At 65.2% G+C, this 18820-nt stretch carries 26 protein-coding genes; 22 read left to right on the forward strand and 4 right to left on the reverse strand.

The genetic code is table 11. From position 1 onward, the window contains the following. Genes DLJ53_RS32345 through DLJ53_RS32360 form a run of 4 tightly spaced genes read left to right on the forward strand, consistent with a single transcriptional unit; the run spans position 1 to position 2656 of the window. Positions 1-687: a TauD/TfdA family dioxygenase gene (locus DLJ53_RS32345; RefSeq protein WP_111352468.1), complete on the forward strand. Its 687-nt coding sequence runs from the start codon at positions 1-3 to the stop codon at positions 685-687. Continuing rightward, positions 680-1618 carry a hypothetical protein gene (locus DLJ53_RS32350; RefSeq protein WP_111352469.1) on the forward strand — a complete coding sequence of 313 codons (939 nt, stop codon included), beginning with the start codon at positions 680-682 and terminating at the stop codon, positions 1616-1618. Before DLJ53_RS32345 ends, DLJ53_RS32350 begins: the two co-directional genes overlap by 8 nt. A 35-nt stretch (positions 1619-1653) precedes the next feature. Next, positions 1654-2160 (forward strand): GIY-YIG nuclease family protein, encoded by a 507-nt coding sequence (locus DLJ53_RS32355; protein ID WP_111352470.1) that lies wholly within the window; start codon positions 1654-1656, stop codon positions 2158-2160. Then, positions 2135-2656 (forward strand): hypothetical protein, encoded by a 522-nt coding sequence (locus DLJ53_RS32360; RefSeq protein WP_244935213.1) that lies wholly within the window; start codon positions 2135-2137, stop codon positions 2654-2656. The genes DLJ53_RS32355 and DLJ53_RS32360 overlap by 26 nt, the downstream gene beginning before the upstream one ends. A gap of 43 nt (positions 2657-2699) precedes the next feature. Here DLJ53_RS32360 and DLJ53_RS32365 read toward each other — a convergent pair whose 3' ends face one another. Genes DLJ53_RS32365 through DLJ53_RS32375 form a run of 3 tightly spaced genes read right to left on the reverse strand, consistent with a single transcriptional unit; the run spans position 2700 to position 4378 of the window. Beyond that, positions 2700-3056 carry a hypothetical protein gene (locus tag DLJ53_RS32365; RefSeq protein ID WP_111352471.1) on the reverse strand — a complete coding sequence of 119 codons (357 nt, stop codon included), beginning with the start codon at positions 3054-3056 and terminating at the stop codon, positions 2700-2702. A gap of 53 nt (positions 3057-3109) precedes the next feature. Then, positions 3110-3754 (reverse strand): hypothetical protein, encoded by a 645-nt coding sequence (locus tag DLJ53_RS32370; RefSeq protein ID WP_111352472.1) that lies wholly within the window; start codon positions 3752-3754, stop codon positions 3110-3112. A gap of 33 nt (positions 3755-3787) precedes the next feature. Then, positions 3788-4378 carry an SOS response-associated peptidase gene (locus DLJ53_RS32375; protein ID WP_111352473.1) on the reverse strand — a complete coding sequence of 197 codons (591 nt, stop codon included), beginning with the start codon at positions 4376-4378 and terminating at the stop codon, positions 3788-3790. A gap of 56 nt (positions 4379-4434) precedes the next feature. On the opposite strand from DLJ53_RS32375, the gene DLJ53_RS32380 reads away from it, so the two are divergent. The 5 genes from DLJ53_RS32380 (at position 4435) to DLJ53_RS32400 (ending at position 10920) form a co-directional block, all read left to right on the forward strand. Then, the gene (locus DLJ53_RS32380; RefSeq protein ID WP_211100716.1) at positions 4435-4944 is read left to right on the forward strand and encodes an SOS response-associated peptidase family protein; all 510 of its coding nucleotides are present in this window, start codon (positions 4435-4437) and stop codon (positions 4942-4944) included. Between the two features lie 184 nt (positions 4945-5128). Further along, positions 5129-6325 (forward strand): DUF932 domain-containing protein, encoded by a 1197-nt coding sequence (locus tag DLJ53_RS32385; RefSeq protein ID WP_111352474.1) that lies wholly within the window; start codon positions 5129-5131, stop codon positions 6323-6325. 170 nt (positions 6326-6495) lie between these two features. Further along, positions 6496-8604: a ParB/RepB/Spo0J family partition protein gene (locus DLJ53_RS32390; protein ID WP_111352475.1), complete on the forward strand. Its 2109-nt coding sequence runs from the start codon at positions 6496-6498 to the stop codon at positions 8602-8604. A 63-nt stretch (positions 8605-8667) separates the two neighbouring features. After that, entirely contained in the window at positions 8668-9702 is a 1035-nt protein-coding gene (locus DLJ53_RS32395; RefSeq protein WP_111352476.1) for a DUF7146 domain-containing protein, read from the forward strand. Positions 9703-9996: 294 nt separating this feature from the next. Continuing rightward, a complete protein-coding gene (locus tag DLJ53_RS32400; RefSeq protein ID WP_111352519.1) occupies positions 9997-10920 on the forward strand; it encodes a DUF2493 domain-containing protein in 924 nt (307 codons plus the stop codon). A gap of 7 nt (positions 10921-10927) precedes the next feature. Here the strand turns inward: DLJ53_RS32400 and DLJ53_RS32405 are convergent, their stop codons facing one another. Further along, complete coding sequence (locus tag DLJ53_RS32405) at positions 10928-11662, reverse strand: hypothetical protein (protein WP_244935214.1); 735 nt, start codon at positions 11660-11662, stop codon at positions 10928-10930. Positions 11663-11974: 312 nt separating this feature from the next. Between DLJ53_RS32405 and DLJ53_RS35655 the strand changes: the two genes are divergently transcribed. From DLJ53_RS35655 to DLJ53_RS32470, 13 genes are all read left to right on the forward strand, one after another. After that, positions 11975-12142, forward strand: coding sequence for a hypothetical protein (locus tag DLJ53_RS35655; RefSeq protein WP_008125146.1), 168 nt, complete (start codon positions 11975-11977; stop codon positions 12140-12142). Positions 12143-12283: 141 nt separating this feature from the next. Then, positions 12284-12727: a hypothetical protein gene (locus DLJ53_RS32410; RefSeq protein WP_111352520.1), complete on the forward strand. Its 444-nt coding sequence runs from the start codon at positions 12284-12286 to the stop codon at positions 12725-12727. Positions 12728-13288: 561 nt separating this feature from the next. After that, the gene (locus DLJ53_RS32420) at positions 13289-13615 is read left to right on the forward strand and encodes a DUF736 domain-containing protein (protein ID WP_111352478.1); all 327 of its coding nucleotides are present in this window, start codon (positions 13289-13291) and stop codon (positions 13613-13615) included. A 184-nt stretch (positions 13616-13799) separates the two neighbouring features. Then, positions 13800-14042, forward strand: coding sequence for a helix-turn-helix domain-containing protein (locus DLJ53_RS32425; protein WP_111352479.1), 243 nt, complete (start codon positions 13800-13802; stop codon positions 14040-14042). A 120-nt stretch (positions 14043-14162) separates the two neighbouring features. After that, positions 14163-14426 (forward strand): DNA -binding domain-containing protein, encoded by a 264-nt coding sequence (locus tag DLJ53_RS32430; protein ID WP_111352480.1) that lies wholly within the window; start codon positions 14163-14165, stop codon positions 14424-14426. A 119-nt stretch (positions 14427-14545) separates the two neighbouring features. Then, the gene (locus DLJ53_RS36240) at positions 14546-14860 is read left to right on the forward strand and encodes a transcriptional regulator domain-containing protein (protein ID WP_244935215.1); all 315 of its coding nucleotides are present in this window, start codon (positions 14546-14548) and stop codon (positions 14858-14860) included. A 4-nt stretch (positions 14861-14864) separates the two neighbouring features. After that, on the forward strand, positions 14865-15311 hold the full coding sequence (locus tag DLJ53_RS32440) for a DUF2285 domain-containing protein (protein WP_244935216.1): 447 nt from the start codon (positions 14865-14867) through the stop codon (positions 15309-15311). Between the two features lie 127 nt (positions 15312-15438). After that, positions 15439-15726: a helix-turn-helix transcriptional regulator gene (locus tag DLJ53_RS32445; protein ID WP_111352482.1), complete on the forward strand. Its 288-nt coding sequence runs from the start codon at positions 15439-15441 to the stop codon at positions 15724-15726. An 11-nt stretch (positions 15727-15737) separates the two neighbouring features. Then, on the forward strand, positions 15738-16625 hold the full coding sequence (locus DLJ53_RS32450) for a replication initiator protein A (RefSeq protein ID WP_111352483.1): 888 nt from the start codon (positions 15738-15740) through the stop codon (positions 16623-16625). A 211-nt stretch (positions 16626-16836) separates the two neighbouring features. Then, complete coding sequence (parA, locus tag DLJ53_RS32455; RefSeq protein ID WP_111352484.1) at positions 16837-17475, forward strand: ParA family partition ATPase; 639 nt, start codon at positions 16837-16839, stop codon at positions 17473-17475. Beyond that, positions 17472-17726, forward strand: a complete 255-nt coding sequence (locus DLJ53_RS32460) for a hypothetical protein (RefSeq protein ID WP_111352485.1) — start codon at positions 17472-17474, stop codon at positions 17724-17726. Before parA ends, DLJ53_RS32460 begins: the two co-directional genes overlap by 4 nt. Then, positions 17723-18244, forward strand: a complete 522-nt coding sequence (locus DLJ53_RS32465) for a DUF2840 domain-containing protein (RefSeq protein WP_111352486.1) — start codon at positions 17723-17725, stop codon at positions 18242-18244. The genes DLJ53_RS32460 and DLJ53_RS32465 overlap by 4 nt, the downstream gene beginning before the upstream one ends. Then, a complete protein-coding gene (locus DLJ53_RS32470) occupies positions 18241-18786 on the forward strand; it encodes a S26 family signal peptidase (protein WP_111352487.1) in 546 nt (181 codons plus the stop codon). Before DLJ53_RS32465 ends, DLJ53_RS32470 begins: the two co-directional genes overlap by 4 nt. Positions 18787-18820: the final 34 nt, after the last annotated feature.

Genomic DNA, 18820 nt, shown 5'->3' on the forward strand with positions numbered 1-18820 from the left:
ATGGCCGCGCGCGACATCGCCGTCTCCGATACGCGACACCCTTTCGGCACGTTGGCGGAGCGCGGCTGGTCTCTTCATTGCACCGAGGGCGCGGACGCCGACGCGACAATGAGCGAACTCGGCAAGCTCGGCGATCGCCTCGGCACTCGCGTTGCCGGCCGCGCCGGCTCGATCGGTGAGGTCATCGAGCCTCATGGCGCCGACGATGCGCATCCGCGATCCTTGAGCGCCCGCTATGGCCTGGACGCCTTGCCTTTCCACACAGAGCTCAGCCATCGCACCAGACCCTGCCGCTACCTTCTCCTCGGGTGTATCGATCCAGGATCGCCGGAAGCGGCGACGATGCTCCTCGACTGGCAAACGCTGAGCCTTTCGTCGGAAGAGCTTGACCTTCTCGAAGGCACGCCGGTGCTCGTTCGTAGCGGCCGGCGTTCCTTCTACTCGACGATCCTCGCGCCGGGAGGAGCCTTCCTGCGATACGATCCCGGCTGTCTCGAACCCGTGGATCAGCGCGGCCGCATCGCCCTGGAGCTGATCGAGAACCGGATCGCCGGTGCTTCGTCCGAAGCCCATCACTGGCGCGAGGGCGACATCCTCATCATCGACAACTGGCGCGTCCTTCACGGGCGCAGCCCGTCGGACCGAGGGTCCGGCCGACGCCTCGCAAGGATTCTCATTGATGCCTGAAGACGTCTTCATCGCCATAAACGGCGACGCGCTCCATGCAAAATCGAAGGTCTACGTCGGCCGTGCGTTGGCCCGCAAAGGCGCCGGCGATCTCGACGAGTATCAGCTCTGGGCGTCCCTCGCGCTCGAGCTGCTCGGCAAGGCCGCGCTCGCTCGCAAGCATCCGAGCCTCGTGGTCGATCCGACCCATTGGCAGTCGATGTTCGTCGCAGCCGGCATCAACGTCACGACAGACGTGAAGACAATCACCGCCAAGACCCTGTTCGAGCGCCTCGCCCATCTCGTCCCCCGGTTCGACAAGACAGTCCAGAAATTCTGCCAGGACATCGCTGAGCGTCGAAACGCCGAGCTGCACTCGGCCGATCTTCCGTTCCGGACGATGCGTCTCGACGCCTGGGAGGCACGCTATTGGCATGCGTGCGACACCATCTTGCACCAGATGGGTTCATCCCTGGAGCAATGGCTCGGCGCGGCCGATGCAAAAGCGCCCCGCCAGCTTCTCGATGAAGCCGCCAAGGCCCTCGAGGCCGCCGTCAAGCTGCGCGTCGAGGCCGCCCGGGAGCAATTCGAGGCGTTGAAGAAGGCGGAGCGCGAGCGCCTGACCGGCGAAGCGGAATTGCGCGAACCGCAGCACCAGGTCGGAATTTTCAAGGGCCGCTATGACGAGATCTGGGCGGAGAGCTGCCCGGCCTGCAAATGCCGAGCCTTCATGACCGGCGAGCAAACCGGCGAAGACATCAGCGAGGAGCGCGATGAGCATGCAATCTGGGAAGCCGTCGACCGAGAGTTTGTCGGTGAAGAGTTTCGCTGCCCGACATGCGATTTGACGCTGATGGGAAGCGACGAAATCGAAGCCTCTGGACTGAACTACATCCACGAGGACCAACAAGAACGTGAAATGGAGTACGAGCCGGACTACGGGAATGACTGACCGCAAATGGAGACAGACGCAACGGGGCAAGGCCTATGCCGGTTTACTTCATAGGCGAGGATGAAAACGGGTGCTCGCCGATCAAGGTCGGCGTTGCCAGGGACATCGGTCGCCGAAAAAGCGACCTGCAGACCGGCAATCCGCTCGAACTCAAGCTCCTCGGCTGGATCACGTCGGCCGACGATTTCAAAACCGAGCGCGACCTGCATCGTCGCCTCGCATCCCGGCGCGGCCGCGGCGAATGGTTCTACATCGAGCCGTCCGACGTCCTGCCTTTCCTGATGGAGGTCGGACAGCGCGGATTCGTCGCGAAGAATGCCGATGCCTTCGAGATCACCGGCTACGATCGCGATGCCATCCCCGAATACCTCGGTGTGTGGGAATGGGCCGACCTCGAAATCGACGAATGCTGTCCCTTCTGCGGATGCCTGTGCGGCATGCATTTTCAGGAGGCCTCTCAGATGTACTACTGCATCCAGTGCGACACGCTCACCGACTTCTCGGAACTGTCCCCGGATGACCGCGACGCGCCAGCGGACTGACGGCCTCAAGACCAACAACGAATGGGCGCATAACATGAGCATGCAATGGCTGTTGGCGCGCGCACCGGGATTCCAGGCGCTGCCCGAAGAGGACCGCGCAGCGATCTTCAACTTCATCTTCCTGTGGAGTCTGTTCGAGGCCCAGGTCATGGGCAATTTTGCGCGCGCCGATCTCATTTGCGCGAGAGCCGGCGACTGGCGCGATGCGGGTACGCTCGACGCCGACCAGTATGATGGAGAGCTGGCCTATTTTCGGCAGCGCTACTTCGCAAACGGGCAATTCACGCACCACTTCGCCCACCTGCATCTGCGCCCCGCCGACCAGCCCGACCTCGTCCGATCGGTCCTCGACGGGAGCAACAACGACCCGCGCGATCGGCTGCTGACCGTGATGATGATCGTCTGGCGCTTCGCAACAATCTGTTCCACGGCGAGAAGTGGGCGTACCAACTCCAGGGCCAGCACGCGAATTTCACCCACGCCAATGCCGTGTTGATGCGGCTCCTCGAACGGCATGGGCAGTTGGCAGCCTGACGGCGTTAGGTGCTCCGCGGCTTCCGCCAGAATGGCTCGTCCGCATAGATGCTGACACCCATCTGCCCGCGCGGATTTTCGGCCGCCCAAGCCAGCACCTCGTCGGTCGGGACGACCAATCTGGTCTGGCCGGTGGGCTCCCAGCAGTTCTTGCCGGACTTCATGTAGAAATCGCCGACACCTTCCACGTTGATCCGGCCGGTGCCCGTGCGCCGCAAGCCGAAGGTCGTGATCTGATACGTCAGGATTCCACCGTGGGTCCGGCGAACGACGGCCGGCGATCCCTCGGGCTGATTACGGTAGTAGTTCTCGATCTCGGCCTCGGCCTGACGGGCGCATGGTGAAAGCTTACGGTCTGGCACGGCAATCCTCTCGTTCGGGGGCTCTCGGCCCCTCCGCCACGCGCAGGCGGCGACTAATCCCTGGTCGCGAACACCTTGCGCGTTCCCTTGAAGTCACCGCCCTTATCTAAGTATCCGTCCGACGAGGATCGAACCTGATCGTCGAGAAAAGCATCGAAGATCGACGCGATCTCGGGCGGCGTGAAATGAAAAAGCTGAGTCATGCTTTGCGTGTCTGACGCGATGAGAAGGCCATCGGGCATAAATGCATTGCCGGACAGCACGCCGATCACCCGCGCGTGCAGCATCTTGTCGGATATGATCTTCGGTATCCGCTTCTCCGCGTGACGGGCCGACAGATCATAGTTGTTGAAGATTTCGCTGGCAGTGCGGCTTACGAACGGCTCGCGCCAATCCGCGTCGCCCTTTGCAAGCACCTCGTGGACCTGAAGCGCCGTGTCGCGAAAACGATCTGTCACCAGGCGACACTCGATAAGCCGCCGCATGCAGACCGCCGCAACCCCGATTGCCCGTTCGAGCATGTGGTAGGGATTGTGCTCGGTTTCCGCGTCCGTCAGGGCTTCATCAAGGTGTAAACCGACGCGCCGCTTTTGTTCGGACAGCTCGTTCTTCCATGTATAGGCCTGCCACTCGGAAGAGCTGACGCTGCCCATTTTGCGCATCTGCTCAAGCTCTTTTTCGATTTTCTCTTGCTGCATCAGAATCCTTAGCCCCGTTTACGATGCAGATATTTATCCAACCTGAGCAACCTGCAAGGCTCCCGCAGGGAGCGGCCGGATCAGCGACTGCGCCGGCACCGACGGATCGAGCCAGTCGGCCCAGGCAGTGCGTTCGAGGATGACGATCTGCCGGTCATGGTACGGCGCGATGTCAGGCCCAGGCTCCATCGTCAGCATGGTGAAGGCCTCGCCGACATCCATCGTCTCGCGCCAGATGCCGGCGATGCAGAAGATCGGCTCATCGCGCTTGGTGAAGAGCCACTTGTCCTTGCGCTTCTTTCCCTTCTCGGTGGGGTCGGTGAACTCGTAGAATCCGTCGGCGACGATCAGGCAGCGGTTAGACGTGAACTCTCGACCCTCCGAGCGGAAATTGTAGACTGGCCGCTTGTTCTGCCCAGGCCAGCTCCACCGCCGCTGCACCAGGTCGCCTTCGCCGCGCACGCCATCGACCGTGCGGATGATCGGCGCGACATCCGTGATCTTGATGTCGTCGCGCGCCTCGATGTTCGGGGTGCCTTCGCCGAAGCGGATCTTGATCTTCAGGTCGGCGAAATCCTCCATGATCGAAGCGACATCCACCTTCAGTCGATAGTCATTGCACATCGGTCCTCCGTATCGATCGCCATTGCCTTGCGATCATGTTCTTGTTATGTTCGCAGATTATGAGCGCTGATGTATTCGATTCAGACGCACCGCTCGACGAACTGCGTGTCATCATAAGGCGCGACGGCGGCGATGTTGAGATGGTGAAGCTCCCCTGGGGCTTGCAGCCTCGCGAGCGTGGCGGCCGCCCCTTCACGGTCGTGCGTTCCGAGGGCCGGACCTCCCCGGCCTATCGCTGCCTCGTACCGGCTTCAGAATTCCGCCATCGCAGCCACGGCAAGCACTACAGCTTCTCGCTCGCCGACGGCGACTGGTTCTACTTCGCGGGCATCTGGAGGCCGGCGACACTGGAGTGGCCGGAAGCCTACGCGATCCTGACGACGGCCGCCAATGACGACGTCGAGCCCTATCACGATCGGCAGATGGCCGTGTTGCGGCGGGATCAGCGGATGGAGTGGCTCGATCTCGCAGTCCCCGAGCAAGAACTCCTGCAACCTCTTCCGGTCGGCAGCTTCAAGGTTGAGCGGCTGCGTGAGCCGGTGGCGCCGCCGGCGTTCGCCTTCTAGGCATCGAGCCTTGCAGAGACGATCTTGAGGGGAAAGCCTTCCCCTGCGGCCGAGCCGAAGTCTCGGCCGACCCCTTCGAGCGGGGAGATCCCCGCAACGCCCCCAGAGTGAGAGAGCGGACCGGATTTCCGTGACGGGTTGAGGGCTGGAGGGAGGTCTCCGGCGCCCGTCGTGGAGATGCCCCATGACCCAAGTCGAAGTTCTGAGCAGTGCCCGCGACCGCGTCGGCGGCTACAAGGTGGATGCGACCCGTGGCCAGCGCGTCGGCCGCGTGTCGTCAGAGTGGTTTTCGCGCCCGGCGGACGAGCGTTACCTGTCCCTGTCCGACCTCTACGCCGCAGTGCGCGGCCGTGCCGAGCGCAGCCGGACGCGGACGGTGGAGAGCGCCGCGATCCGGGTGGAGGCGAGTCGCGACGATGCCAAGCGCCTGGCGCTGATGCTGCCCGGCACCGACGTTCCGATCGCGCCGACCCATTGGAGCTTCGGCCAACTCGCAAGCCTCGTCGGAGCTCCGGCCGCCTATATACGCCAGCTTCCCGCACCGCTCGCCGGCATCAACCTGCAATACGGCCTGACCTCCCGCCGAGCCGAGCAGGTGAAGACGCTGGAAGTCGAGGACGGCCGTGTCGAGCTGCGCGCCGTTACCGGGCCCGACTATGGCCGCATCTTCGACCACGAACTCGTCTCCGCCGTGCAGCGCATTGCCGGCAATGGCACCGGCGACACCCGCTGGAAGGTGCCGGGCGTGCTCGACTGGTCGACCGGCATCTACAATCCGCGCGTCGACATCACGAAGGACACGACGACCCTCTATGCTTCGGATAGGGACGTGTTCCTCTTCCTCGTCGACGACCTCAATCCGATCGAGGCCGGACGGCTGCCGGACGGCTCGCCGGATCTCTATTTCCGCGGCTTCTACTGCTGGAACTCCGAGGTCGGCGCGAAGACGCTCGGTATCGCGAGCTTCTATCTCCGTGCGGTGTGCCAAAACCGCAACCTCTGGGGCGTCGAGGATTTCGAGGAGATCACCATCCGCCACTCCAAATACGCCGCCTCCCGCTTCGCGCACGAGGCGGCGCCGGCGTTGACCCGCTTCGCCAACTCCTCTCCGATACCCTTCGTCAACGGCATCAGGGCGGCGCGGGAGAAGATCGTTGCCCGCAGCGACGACGATCGCAGCGAGTTCCTGCGCAAGCGCGGCTTCTCCAAGGCCGAGACGGCAAAGATCATCGACACCGTGCTCACTGAAGAAGGCCGCAAGCCCGAGAGCGTGTTCGACTTCGTGCAGGGCATCACCGCAGTCGCGCGGAACAAGACCCATCAGGACGCGCGGCTCGACCTGGAGGCGCGCGCAAAGAAGCTGCTCGACAGGGCAGCCTGACATCCTGAATTCCGGAGATGCGGACATCCGTGTCTCCGGCAACGTGCGTTCCCGTCTTTCCGGATCGTCGGGTTTGCGGCGCTGCCTTCAGTGAGAGGGCGGCGCCGCGCTTCGTGACGGGTTGGAGGCTGGGAGAGAGTTCCCGGCCGCCCGTCGCGGAGATCATCCCGATGGCTATCGCGAAGCAGAAGATCGCCCTGTCGTCCTCGCGCGACATTCCGTTCAATCAGCTTGTGCTGAGCCAGGCGAACGTCCGGCGCATCAAGGCGGGTATCTCGGTCGAGGAGTTGGCCGAGGACATCGCCCGCCGCGGCCTGCTGCAGGGCCTCAGCGTCCGGCCGGTCGCGGACGAAGCCGGCAACGAGACCGGCATGTTCGAGATTCCCGCCGGCGGCCGGCGCTACCGGGCGCTGGAGCTGCTGGTGAAGCAAAAGCGCCTCGCCAGGACCGCGCCGGTCCCCTGCGTCGTCCGCGAGGGCGGCATCGCCGAGGAAGACTCGCTGGCCGAAAACGTCCAGCGCGCACCCTTGCATCCGCTCGATCAGTTCAGGGCGTTCCTGACGCTGCGCGAGAAGGGCCAGTCTGAGGAGGAGATCGCCGCGGCCTTCTTCGTCCCGGTCAATGTGGTGAAGCAGCGGCTGAGGCTCGCTTCGGTCTCACTGAGGTTGCTCGACGTCTATGCCGAGGACGGAATGACGCTGGCCCAGTTGGAAGCCTTCACCGTCTCGGGCGACCACGCGCGGCAGGAGCAGGTGTTCGAGCGCTTGCAGCATTCCTACGACAAGCAGCCCTATGTCATCCGCCGCATGCTCACCGAGGGCGCTGTACGCGCCTCCGACAAGCGAATTCAGTTCATCGGCATCGACGCCTATCTCGATGCCGGCGGCACGGTGCTGCGCGACCTGTTCCAGGGTGACGATGGCGGTTGGCTCCAGGATGTCGCGCTGGTCGACCGGATGGTGGCCGAGAAGCTGGAGGTCGAAGCCGAAGCGATCGCGGCGGAGGGCTGGAAGTGGATCGAAGTCGCCCCCGACTTCGCCTATGGCCATGCCTTCGGTTTGCGCCAGCTTCGTGGTGCGGCCGTCGCGCTTACGGCCGAGGAGGAGGCAACCCGCGACGCGCTCCAGGCCGAGCTGGACCGGCTGTCCGACCAGTATCAAGACGCCGACGAACTGCCCGACGAGGTGGACGAGCGGCTGTCGGAGCTGGAAACGGCGATCGAGGGCTTCGAAAACCGGCCCGTGCTGTTCGACGCCGGCGAGATCACCCGCGCAGGCGCCTTCGTCAGCATCGCCGCCGACGGCCATCTTCGAGTCGAGCGTGGCTACGTCCGACCGGAGGACGAACTGACGCCGGATGCGGAGTCCGAGCCGTTGGAGGATAGCGATGCGGACGGCGCCATGGCTGCAAGCTATGACGGCCACGAAACCGCCATCACCGCCGAGCCCGCCACCGATCTGGAGGAGGACGAGGGTCTCTCGCCGATCTCGGACCGGCTGATGACCGAGCTGACCTCGCATCGCACGCTCGGCCTGCGTCAAGCGCTCGGCGAACGGCCTGACGTCGCTTTTGTCGCGGCGCTGCACGTCCTGACGCTTAAGACCTTCTACCACTATGGTTCGGATAGCTGCCTCGAGCTGGACCTGAAAAGCGTGAGCTTCAGCGCACAAGCACCGGGGTTGAACGACAGCGCCTCGGCCGAGGCGGTCCGCGTCCGGCACGAGAACTGGGCGAAGGTGCTTCCGAAGGAGTCAGTCGATCTCTGGGATACGCTGCAGCAATGGGACAGCGACAGCCGGAGCGGGCTGTTCGCGCATGTCGTCAGCCTTTCCGTCAACGCTGTGCACGACGCCTGGAACCGGCGCCCACGCGCATTCGCCCATGCTGATTACCTCGCTCAGGCGGTCGATCTCGACATGGCCGCAGCCGGCTGGAAGCCGACCGTCGACAACTTCCTTGGTCGCGTGACCAAGGCTCGGATCCTCCAAGCCGTGGTGGAGGCGAAGGGGCAACGCGCGGCCGATCGGATCGAGCATCTGAAGAAGGGCGACATGGCAGCGGAAGCGCAGACGCTGCTCGCCGATACCGGCTGGTTGCCTGAACCGTTGCGCACCGCCGATCGGAACGCGTCGAATGTCGAGTCCACCATGACCAGCGAATCTGTTGAGCCGAGCGAACAATCGACGGCAATCGACGGCGAAACGGCCATGGCCGAAGACGAGCCGTTCGCAGAGAATGGGATCGCCGCCGACGTTCCCCACGCGGTCGCGGCCGAATAACCGTCAACGACTTGCGAGACTGGCCCGCCGGAGACGGCGGGCCTTTTCGCATGGGAGACGACCATGGCGCAAAATCCGCATGATCTTGCGCGCCGTCTCGCCGATCGTGCCGAGGCGGTGTGCCAGCACTACCTCTCCAGCGGTCGCCGCGAAGGCCGCTACTGGCTGGTGGGTGACGTGCGCAATACGCCCGGCCGCTCAATGTACGTCCGGCTGAAGGACACGCCGAAGGGCCCTGCAGGCAAATGGACCGACGCGGCGACCGGCGAGCATGGCGATCTCCTCGACGTGATCCGGGAGAGCTGCGGTCTTATCGACTTCAAGGATGTCGCCGACGAAGCGCAGACCTTCCTCAGCCTGCCGCATCCCGAGCCGGAAACGCGAGCATCCCACCGCCAATTCCCTGCGCCACATGGATCGCCTGAGGCGGCCCGTCGCCTCATCCGCGTGTCGCAGCCGATTTTCGGCACAATCGTGCAAGCGTATCTGCGCGAACGCGGCATTACGGATTTACGCGGGACCGGAAGCCTGCATTTCCACCCGCGCTGCTATTATCGACCCGACGAGCACTCGCCGACCGAAACTTGGCCGGCGATGATCGCCGCTGTCACCGACCTGGGCGGTAGGATCACCGGAGCGCATCGCACCTGGCTAGATCCCCGCCGCCGCAACAAGGCCCCGATCGACACGCCGAGGCGAGCAATGGGCGATCTTCTCGGCAACGCAGTGCGCTTCGGCATTGGTGGCGAAGTGATGGCGGCCGGCGAAGGCATCGAGACCGTATTGTCGCTCCGGCAGGTGCTTCCAGACATGCCGATGCTGGCGGCGCTCTCGGCGGCTCATCTCGCCGCGATACAATTCCCCGACACGCTGCGGCGGCTCTACATCGTCCACGACAACGATCCGGCCGGCGACGGGGCGCGCGACACCCTGATCGAACGGGCGAACGCGGCCGGCATCGAGGCGATCGTCATCTCGCCGGAGCGGGGCGACTTCAACGAGGATCTGCGCACTCTCGGCCTGGATGCACTGCGCATGGAAGCCCGTTTGCAGGTCGCGCCGCAGGACGTCGCTCGCTTCATGGCGTTGGCGGCATAGCCGGCAGGAGAACGGGTGTGCGGGTCGCCGTGCTCGGCGGATGCGTCAATCCATCGGAGGGGGACCGCGCCTCGGCCTTCGAGAGGGCGATCGGCCCACAAGCCGGCCAGCCGGGCAATGGCGGCGGCCGACTATTTTCCGGCGCGGCCTGAAGGCCGCTTTCCATCGCGAGACAAAATAGCCGGCCTTAGCCATCGAGCCCTGCGCTCGCGCTCCGGGTGCCCGGCCGTCCGGCCCGTGGGCTTCGTCGCCATGAAGGCCGCGACGGTCGCGGTCCAGCCGACGGAGCATCCCATGCGCGAGCACGACGACTATGAACCGCATCACGAATCCTCACCCACCGACCATGTCCTCAACGAACTCCAGCTTCACGGCTACCGGCCCTTCGCTGACGAGCCCGACCAGCGGCTTCTGCCCGACGGCAACCAGGTCGCGGGCGCCGTCGCCGACATCTTCGACGTCTTGATCGGCACCTTGGAGGACACGCGCCTCGAACCCGACCTCGACGATCTCCTCTGGTCGACCGTCAACGTCTTCCACCGCGCCAACGACCGGATCGGCCGGGAACTGGACGACAACGAGCAGGCCCAGAAGCGGGCGCAGCGCGAACAGGACGGCAGCGAGGTGAAGGCGGTCGAACTCGAGCGCCTGATCGCCGAGGGCATTACCCTGATCGAGCGGCAGAACGCCTTCGAGCTGATGCGCGATCAGGCCGCCGAGCACTACGAACGCCATCTCGGCAAGCCCTGGCTCCCGCGCAGCGGATCGAAGGTCAACCATCGCAATCTGACCTCCGCGATGATCGACAGCCGCGATTTCCTGATGGCGAAGAAGCGCGCCGACCAGGAGGTGCTCCTGCCGCCGGGCCCGAAGATCGTCGTTACCGGCGGGCTCGACTATGACGACCACCGGCTGATCTGGGCCAAGCTCGATCAGGTGCACCAGAAGCATCCCGACATGGTGCTGATCCACGGCAAGTCGCCGAAAGGCGCCGAGAAGATCGCCTCGCTCTGGGCGAAGAACCGCAACGTCCCCCAGATCGGCTTCGCACCCGACTGGACGAAGCACGCCCGGGCAGCGCCGTTCAAGCGCAATGACGAGATCCTGGAGATCGTGCCGAAGGGCGTGATGCACTTCCCGGGCACCGGAATCCACGACAATCTCGCAGACAAGGCCAAGAAGCTCGGCATCCCGGTCTGGAAGTTCGGCGGCGCGTGAGCGCCGCTTAGCTCAAGTCGATCTTCCAGAATCTCAGCACGTCCTCAACCTCAGCTCTCGGGTAGTGGAGATACTCGGCATTTGCCAAATCCGATCGCATCTTCGACTTCCGCTTCGCGATTTCACGTTCAATGCGCTGCGTGAACGGTGCAGTGCCGGGCGGCAGGATGCCCGGGCGATCGGGGCTCGGCCAGCTCTCGGGGTAGTCGGACGGTGTCCAACCTGATCGGACCTGTTCCGCCTGCGATTGCACGGATTCATGCTCGCATGCCCACCCATAGAGATGAAACGAGCAGACCCGCAGCATCGTCTTGATCTCGGGGAGAGTGTCAGTGAATCCCTTCAGCGATGTCGGCAACCACACCATGTTCGCCACGCACGAGAAATAGCGAGGGTCCTGGACGACACTGCTGCGCTGAGCGAACGACGGATCGTCGTAACCCCAGATATGGCAGACGGTCCAATTCTTCGGCTTGGGGGCGGCCACATCGAGCGCAGTTACTAGGGCATTGAGCGCCGCCACGTTACCTTCGAACTTCTCGGCAGTGACGCCCGTCGCCTTACGCGTGTTGGTATATCGGCGAGACCAGCCGGCATCGTAGAGTGGGCGACCTCGCGCCGTGTGCGGTGCCCACACCGGAAGCGCGCGGAAAGTGTCTGGATGAACCCACCGCGCGGTTCGCTCGATCAGCTCGACGATCGCGGGAATGTCGGCCCGCAGCGCCTCGTTGCCGTCAGGCACATGAAATCCACTCGCCACGGTTCCCCTGCCGATAATTGTCGCCTCGGCTGCGCGAGACGTCCGGCTGAAGTCTTGGCACCTGGGCTGTTGAGATGATCATCGACTACCATTTCGGACTGGCCGACGCACCCCCGCTTTTCTGCGCTGATCCTTGGTCAGACTGACCGCTTGACGCCATCAACCCGTGAAGGGTCGGCTATGCGAGCATGCCGCCGCTGCGGCTTCGCCTGCGCGGTGATTGCAGCGCTCAGCCCGACACATCGGGCGCCTGTCAGCGGGGGATGGTCCTCCGCTCGAACAGGAGCCGGATCGATGTCCCTCAACGACGCCCACGCCTTCGCCTTCAGCCTCGCCACCACGCTGATGGCCGCCATCATCATCTTCCAGGCCGGCGACGGCACGCTGTCGGTCACGCCCGCCAGCGAATATGACGGCGACACCGCCGCCATCGTCCATGAGATCGACCCCTTCGCCCCCTGACCGGGGCGACCCGGTCACAGGTGCGGAAATCGCCGGCGATTTCCGCTCCCGGCACGCGCGCTCTTGCGCTATACTTCAGCCGCGCCGTGGTGGTGCTGGAAGGCGCGACCGTCAGACTTGGTCCTAACGGAGGCCACCACCATGATTATCCTCGCAATACTTGCATCCCTCGCAGCGATCGGCCTTCTTTGCTGGCTGCTGTTCACGCTGGCCGTCTTCGCGCTGCCGGCGTTCGTCGGCGTGACCGCGGGCACCTGGGCGCACGGCACAGGCGCCGGCACCCCCGGGGCCATCCTGGTCGGGGCCGTCGCGGGGGCGATCACGCTCGCCGCCGGCCATCTACTCATCACCTTTGTCCGGCCCATGTGGTTGAAGCTGATCGTGGCCGCAGCCTTCGTCGCGCCGGCGGCGATCGCCGGTTTCCATGCCACCCACGGCATCGTGAAGCACCTCATGCCGTCCGACGCGTGGCAGATCGCGTTCTCCGTCATCGGCGCTGCCGCGGTAGGCGTCACCGCCTTTGCGCGCGTCGCTGGAATGGCGGCGGCTCCGGCCCCGTCCGACCGGGATCTTGCGCGGGCCTGATCTTCGTCATCGCCGTCAGGAGGATCAGGGCAACCGTTGTCGTGGTCGCTCCCGTCGTCTCATGTCGGAGCGATGGGCGTGTAGGGCACGGACCGACGCTGGTCCGGAAAGGCGGTCCTCTTGGAGCGCCGCGGGAGCAGAGCCGTGTCTTGGCGGGCACCGGGCATCGGGCGCGGCGATCTCCTTGGTGGCGGTGGGAGGCCAGGATGCAGCAGCGTCGGCCTGGCGGAGGAGACGAAGCCGGTGAGCCTGCCGTGACGCCGGTTTGCCGTTCCGGGATGGCCGCCATCTTCTGCGTTACCTGACCGTGCCTCGACCGCTCCAAACGGCCTCTTCAATGGCCTGATCTGGCCGCAGGTCGGCTTCGCCTCGATCGCCTATGACGCAACAGCCGCGTCAAACTTTCTTCCCCTGCCGGCTGCGCCGCCATTCCTCGCGAGGCAAGAAAGCTCTCCTTAGCTGTCAGGCCCCTGCGGGGTGCGCCGTCGATCGCCTCCGGCCTGCCGATCGCCATCGAGGCCGCAATGGTGCGGGCTCGAGAACGGAAAACGGAGACTTACAATGGCGACCATCGGCACCTTCAAGAAGTCCGGCTCGAACGAGTTCACCGGCGAAATCGTCACCCTCAGCGTCCAGGCCAAGAACGTGCGCATCGTCCCCGACACCCGCGCCACCGGCGAGAACGCCCCCAGCCACCGGGTCCTGGTCGGCCGCGCCGAGATCGGCGCCGCCTGGTCCAAGCGCTCCAACGAAGGCCGCGACTATCTGGGCCTCAAGCTCGACGATCCGAGCTTCAACGCCCCGATCTACGCCAACCTCTTCGACGACGAGGAAGGCGACACCTTCTCCCTCATCTGGTCCCGCCCGAACGGGCGGCGCGGCGACTAAGGCCCCGCGCGAGGCCCCGGCCGGAAGGCCGGGGCCTTCAGCTTTGCGGCGACCGAATCAGTTGCGGTCCTTATCGGTTGAAGAGAGCCAGGACAGCCACTTCCAACTGGAAAGCTCAGCCTAGAACGACTATTATAGTCGTAGTTTTGGCGTATGCGTAGGTCCGTGTGGGAGGTGATCATGCATGATCACCGCCCGACAATCGCGGGCCGCACGCGCGTTGCTGGGTTGGACACAGGAGACGCTCGCGGACAAGGCCCGAGTATCATTGACCGCACTCAAGCGCCTCGAATCCGCAAGCGGCCTCGAGGTGTTTGAAAGTACGCGCGACGAGGTTCGGCGTGCGTTCGAGCGGGGCGGGATCGTCTTCCTGAACTCCGACCAGGGCGTGGGAGTGATGCTTGTCGAGAGGAAGAAAAAAAGCTGACGCATCGGCGTGCCTGTGCACCGCTCCGACGCCATGAGTCGCATTAGCCGCTAGGCGGCTTCCTCAAAACAGCGTTAGCAATTCCCTTCAAAATGGATACATCCACCGTCGGGGGATGCCGTGATCAAGGAAGACTTTCTCGACCAACCGCCCGGCGGCGCCGCGCTGACCGCCTACGATCAGGCGCACCTGAGGCTTTATTTGCGCCTGCTCGACGCGGACGCTGAAGGTGCGGACTGGAAAGAAGTAGTCGAGGTACTCTTCGGCATCTGTGCCAAAACAGAACCAGAGCGCGCCGCGCGCGTCCACACCGCCCACCTCGCCCGCGCAAAATGGATGACCGAGAACGGCTTTTCCGAGCTCCTGGGTCCTCGCCTGCACTGAGGTGATGCAGAACACGCATCACGTTGATTCGATTTCGTTCTTCCCAGCCAAATTTCAACTTGGAATCGTCACGTCCGCGCAACTCGCGTTGCATCAACATTACGCGGAGGCGATGGAGGATGTCCGAGGATGAAAGTTGGCGGTCTGACGCCGCCTATGACTATATCGACAAGCTGACGCCCGGCGATCTCGCCTGGGAGTTCCTGCGTCGTAATCCCGATTACAGAAAATCCTATCAGGAGCTAGTGGCCGTCGGGCGGTTGACCGAGGATATTGCGCGCGAGTTCGCCCAGCAATGGGGGTTACGATTTCGTGGCCGACCCGCGCAACTCGGCGCTCATCCAGCCGATCTTCTGGACCCCGCAAGCCGACCCGGCAGCGCTCATATTCACCGCTGGTCCGAGCCCGGCGGGAGATATCCGCATCAATGCTGAGGATCTGCGCACGCGTGCTGTCTTCGAACACGATGCTGATCTGATCCGGCTCGCTCTGCGGGGCGAGCCGTATGATGTCGCCCTGACCGACGCAGATGATGCTCGTCCCCTTGGCGCATTCGTCATGTTCGACGAATTGACGCCGGACCGGCTGACGGCAGTCGAGCGTCTCTGGTATGCGATGTTCGGCAAGCGCGTCCCGACCGATCCGCGCATGACGCCACAGAGGCGTCAGCGTGCGCGCCAGATGCTCCGCGCCATCGATGCGCGACACGCCGGCGCCATTTATCGCGTCGTCGCCGAGCATCTCTTCCCCCAGCACAAAATCGACGCGGCGTCCTGGGTCGGCGACCCGATCCGGGAAATCACCATCCGTCTCGCGCGCGACGGCATGAAGCTCGTTCGCGGCGGCTACCGGTCATTGCTACGGCGACCACGCCGGGATCGCTGATACCCGCTCGGGTGTCGATCTTAGCCGTCTTACTTCGACATCGTTGGAGGCGCCGTCTTCGCGCCACCGTGCTCGCAACCCGCCGCTCATCCGCAGCGGCCGCCCGCGAGACCACGGAGGTTCGATCATGGCCGAAAAAGCCGCCAATCTACCGCCACGCTACCTGAGAACGCAGGAGGCGGCGCGCTTCCTCGGCCTCTCCGAACGCACGCTTGAGAAGCACCGCACCTACGGAACCGGCCCGACGTATCGCAAGCTCGGTGGCCGCGTCGTCTATTCCCTCGAGGACCTGCAGGGTTGGGCAGATCGAGGTCTCGTTACTTCGACCTCCGATCCGCGCGGCGGCACCGTTCTCCCAGCCAAGCGCCAGACCAATCCATCCTCCGCCACCACCAGCGGCCGCTTCGCGCGCTGAGGTGGCTGGCCGTGTTGTCCCGCCACACCCATCACGATGAGCGCGCGCAGCTCGATCTGTTCCGGGCTCTGCCCGGCGATCTCGCGCCGCGCGATGCGCAGGACCTCATGGCCTACCCCTTCTTCTCGCTCGCCAAGTCGAAGCGCCTCGCGCCGATCGACTTCAAGGCGGGCTCGGTGAAGATCCGCGTCGAGGCCGTGCCTGAGCATGGCATGGCCACGATCTGGGACGCCGACGTCCTGATCTGGGCGGCCTCGCAGATCGTCGAGGCGCGCGACGTCGGCCTGCGCCCGTCGCGCCTGATGGCCACCACACCCTATGAGATCCTGAACTTCATTGGCCGCGGCGTGTCGCTTCGCGACTACGATCGCCTGAAGGCCGCCCTGGACCGGCTGCAATCGACAACGGTCGCCACCTCGATCCGTCAGCCGACCGAGCGGCGGATGCACCGTTTCTCCTGGATCAACGAATGGAAGGAGCGCGCCGATCATCGCGGCCGCCCGCTCGGCCTCGAGCTGATCGTCCCCGACTGGTTCTACGGCGCCGTGCTCGACGACGCGCTCGTGCTGACGATCGACCGCAAATATTTCGATCTCACCGGCGGGCTGGAGCGCTGGCTCTACCGGCTCGTGCGCAAGCACGGCGGCAAGCAGGAATTCGGCTGGAGCTTCGACTTCCCGCACCTCCACGCCAAGTCCGGCAGCCTCTCGCCGCTCAAGCACTTCGCCTACGACCTGCGCGACATCGTCCGGCGGCAGCCGCTGCCCGGCTATCGGCTGACCATCGAGCAATGCCTCGGCGGCCCGGAAATCCTCTCCTTCGCGCCCACCGATCCCGACGCGCTCGGCGTCCCGCGCCGCCGTCGCCGCTCAACAACTCGCCCTGGGGATAAGCTGTGAATCGTCTCGTGCTATCAGGGACCGGCACTATCGTGCCATCGGGGACCGGACTCTCGTGCTATCGGGGACCGGAATCGTCGATTCCTCGCGCTGAATCAGCAGCTTGCGGCCCCCGTAACTTATCTAACCTAGATTCCTTCGGAATCTTTCTAACGGACCGCCGCTTTTCCACGCCTGCGGATAACCCGCCGCCGGCAAGGAGGAGCGCGCCATGATCGTCGCGCTGCTCAACCAGAAGGGCGGCGTCGGCAAGACGACGCTCGCTCTGCATCTCGCCGGCGAATGGGCTCGCCGTGGCAAGCGCGTCACGCTGATCGACGCCGACCCGCAGGGCTCGGCGCTCGACTGGTCGCAGCAGCGCAGCCGGGAGGGGCTGGGGCGGCTGTTCGGTGTCGTCGGCTTGGCGCGCGACACGCTCCACCGCGAGGCGCCGGAGCTGGCCCGTGACGCCGACCATATCGTCATCGACGGGCCGCCGCGTGTCGCCGGGCTGATGCGCTCGGCGCTGCTCGCCGCCGATCTCGTGCTGATCCCGGTGCAGCCGTCGCCCCTCGACGGTTGGGCTTCGGCCGAGATGCTCGCGTTGCTCGGCGAGGCGCGCATCTACCGCCCTCAGCTCGCTGCCCGGTTCGTGCTGAACCGCTGCGCGGCCCGCACCGTGCTGGCGCGCGAGACGGCCGAGACGCTCGCCGATCACGACCCTCCGCTGCTCGCGACCACCATCGGCCAGCGCATCGTCTTCGCCGATGTCGTGCAGACCGGCCGGCTCGTCGCCGAGCAGGACGAGGACTGCCCGGGCGCGCGCGAGATCGCCGCGCTGGCGGCGGAAGTGGCGAGGATCGGCGCATGAGCGAGCGGTCCCCGAAGCGCAGCTTCGCGTCCCGGCCTGCCGATCCGGAGAGCTGGATCAAGGCGCCCGATCGCCAGGCGCAGCACGTCCACCCCGCCGAGGAGTTTTCCGCCCGGCTGACGATCGACGTCACCACCGATATGCGCGGCCGGATCAAGATCGCGGCCTTCCAGCGCGGCCAGACGGTTGCCGACATGCTGCGCGCGCTGTTCGAGCGCGAATTCCCACCCCTCTCAGGAGAAGGACCATGATCGGCCTTGCCGCCGCATCCGCGCGCGTCGGCCGCGCTGGCGCCGCGCCGCCGCCAGACGAGCTCACCCACGTCGAGCTCGTCTGGATCGAAAAGCAGATCGAGCACTGGATCCGCTTCGGCTGCGAGGTCCGCGAACAGGTCCTCGACCGCCGACGCCGCATCCTCTTCTTCCGTCCCGGCAGCGTCTTCGCGCTGGTGCGCTGGGCCGCGAACGAGCACGGCACCGTGCTCTCGCGCCTCGACATATTGCGCGCCGTTCCGTGCAGCGCGCCCTGCCAGACGGTCCACACGGTGACACCCGGCGGCGACATCCTGCTGCGTGTCGATGGCTGGCCGAAGGTCGAGCACGTTCTCCAGCTCATCGACGCGATCGAGGCGATCGGCATCCATCCGGCCGAGGTCGCGCCCGATCATTGGCGGCACGTCCACAACCGTCTGGCCGCCGGCGAGACGCCGCGCGCCTACACGATGCAGCGCCATCGCGCCTTCCTCCTGGCCCGGAGGATCGGCGTATGACCCGGCGCGGCTACACCATCACCACGGCCACCGCCGTGTCCCTGCTCGGCATCCTGTCGGTCGTGTCCTTCGCACCGAAACTGATCTGGAACGCATCGGCCAGCGCGCCGATCGGGCTCTACGCAATCGAGCCCGAGCGGTCCCCTGAGGTCACCGATCTGGTCGCGGTGCGCGCGCCCGAGCCGCTGGCGGGCTTTCTCGCTGACGGCGGCTACCTGCCGCGCGGCGTGCCGCTGCTGAAGCGCGTCGCAGCGCTGCCCGGGCAGCGCGTCTGCCGGACGGGCCTCGCGATCACCGTCGACGGCGTGCCGATGGGCGAAGCGCTCGAGCGCGATCGGCGCGGCAATTCGCTGCCGATCTGGCAGGGCTGCCGCGTCGTCGTCGAGGGCGAGCTGTTCCTGATGAACTGGCAGGTCCGCGACAGCCTCGACGGCCGCTACTTCGGGCCGCTTCCCGCCTCCGCCGTGATCGGCCGGGCGATCCCTCTCTACACCGACGAGGACGGCGATGGCCGCTTCGTCTGGCGCGCGCCGACGCGGTGACGACGTGCCCAGTCCCAAACTCACCGCACCCCAA

The sequence above is a fragment of the Acuticoccus sediminis genome (assembly GCF_003258595.1).
In the GTDB taxonomy this organism is placed as follows: Bacteria; Pseudomonadota; Alphaproteobacteria; order Rhizobiales; family Amorphaceae; genus Acuticoccus; species Acuticoccus sediminis.

What these genes read in the sequence shown, in the direction of transcription:
- DLJ53_RS32360 (WP_244935213.1), top strand. Translation starts at nt 2,135, where the DNA reads ATGACCGCGACGCGCCAGCGGACTGACGGCCTCAAGACCAACAACGAA.
- DLJ53_RS32390 (WP_111352475.1), top strand. Translation starts at nt 6,496, where the DNA reads ATGGCTATCGCGAAGCAGAAGATCGCCCTGTCGTCCTCGCGCGACATT.
- parA (WP_111352484.1), top strand. Translation starts at nt 16,837, where the DNA reads ATGATCGTCGCGCTGCTCAACCAGAAGGGCGGCGTCGGCAAGACGACG.
- DLJ53_RS32420 (WP_111352478.1), top strand. Translation starts at nt 13,289, where the DNA reads ATGGCGACCATCGGCACCTTCAAGAAGTCCGGCTCGAACGAGTTCACC.
- DLJ53_RS32425 (WP_111352479.1), top strand. Translation starts at nt 13,800, where the DNA reads ATGATCACCGCCCGACAATCGCGGGCCGCACGCGCGTTGCTGGGTTGG.
- DLJ53_RS32410 (WP_111352520.1), top strand. Translation starts at nt 12,284, where the DNA reads ATGATTATCCTCGCAATACTTGCATCCCTCGCAGCGATCGGCCTTCTT.
- DLJ53_RS36240 (WP_244935215.1), top strand. Translation starts at nt 14,546, where the DNA reads ATGTCCGAGGATGAAAGTTGGCGGTCTGACGCCGCCTATGACTATATC.
- DLJ53_RS32345 (WP_111352468.1), top strand. Translation starts at nt 1, where the DNA reads ATGGCCGCGCGCGACATCGCCGTCTCCGATACGCGACACCCTTTCGGC.
- DLJ53_RS32400 (WP_111352519.1), top strand. Translation starts at nt 9,997, where the DNA reads ATGCGCGAGCACGACGACTATGAACCGCATCACGAATCCTCACCCACC.
- DLJ53_RS32385 (WP_111352474.1), top strand. Translation starts at nt 5,129, where the DNA reads ATGACCCAAGTCGAAGTTCTGAGCAGTGCCCGCGACCGCGTCGGCGGC.
- DLJ53_RS32355 (WP_111352470.1), top strand. Translation starts at nt 1,654, where the DNA reads ATGCCGGTTTACTTCATAGGCGAGGATGAAAACGGGTGCTCGCCGATC.
- DLJ53_RS32350 (WP_111352469.1), top strand. Translation starts at nt 680, where the DNA reads ATGCCTGAAGACGTCTTCATCGCCATAAACGGCGACGCGCTCCATGCA.
- DLJ53_RS35655 (WP_008125146.1), top strand. Translation starts at nt 11,975, where the DNA reads ATGTCCCTCAACGACGCCCACGCCTTCGCCTTCAGCCTCGCCACCACG.
- DLJ53_RS32375 (WP_111352473.1), bottom strand. Translation starts at nt 4,378, where the DNA reads ATGTGCAATGACTATCGACTGAAGGTGGATGTCGCTTCGATCATGGAG.
- DLJ53_RS32370 (WP_111352472.1), bottom strand. Translation starts at nt 3,754, where the DNA reads ATGCAGCAAGAGAAAATCGAAAAAGAGCTTGAGCAGATGCGCAAAATG.
- DLJ53_RS32395 (WP_111352476.1), top strand. Translation starts at nt 8,668, where the DNA reads ATGGCGCAAAATCCGCATGATCTTGCGCGCCGTCTCGCCGATCGTGCC.
- DLJ53_RS32465 (WP_111352486.1), top strand. Translation starts at nt 17,723, where the DNA reads ATGATCGGCCTTGCCGCCGCATCCGCGCGCGTCGGCCGCGCTGGCGCC.
- DLJ53_RS32445 (WP_111352482.1), top strand. Translation starts at nt 15,439, where the DNA reads ATGGCCGAAAAAGCCGCCAATCTACCGCCACGCTACCTGAGAACGCAG.
- DLJ53_RS32460 (WP_111352485.1), top strand. Translation starts at nt 17,472, where the DNA reads ATGAGCGAGCGGTCCCCGAAGCGCAGCTTCGCGTCCCGGCCTGCCGAT.
- DLJ53_RS32470 (WP_111352487.1), top strand. Translation starts at nt 18,241, where the DNA reads ATGACCCGGCGCGGCTACACCATCACCACGGCCACCGCCGTGTCCCTG.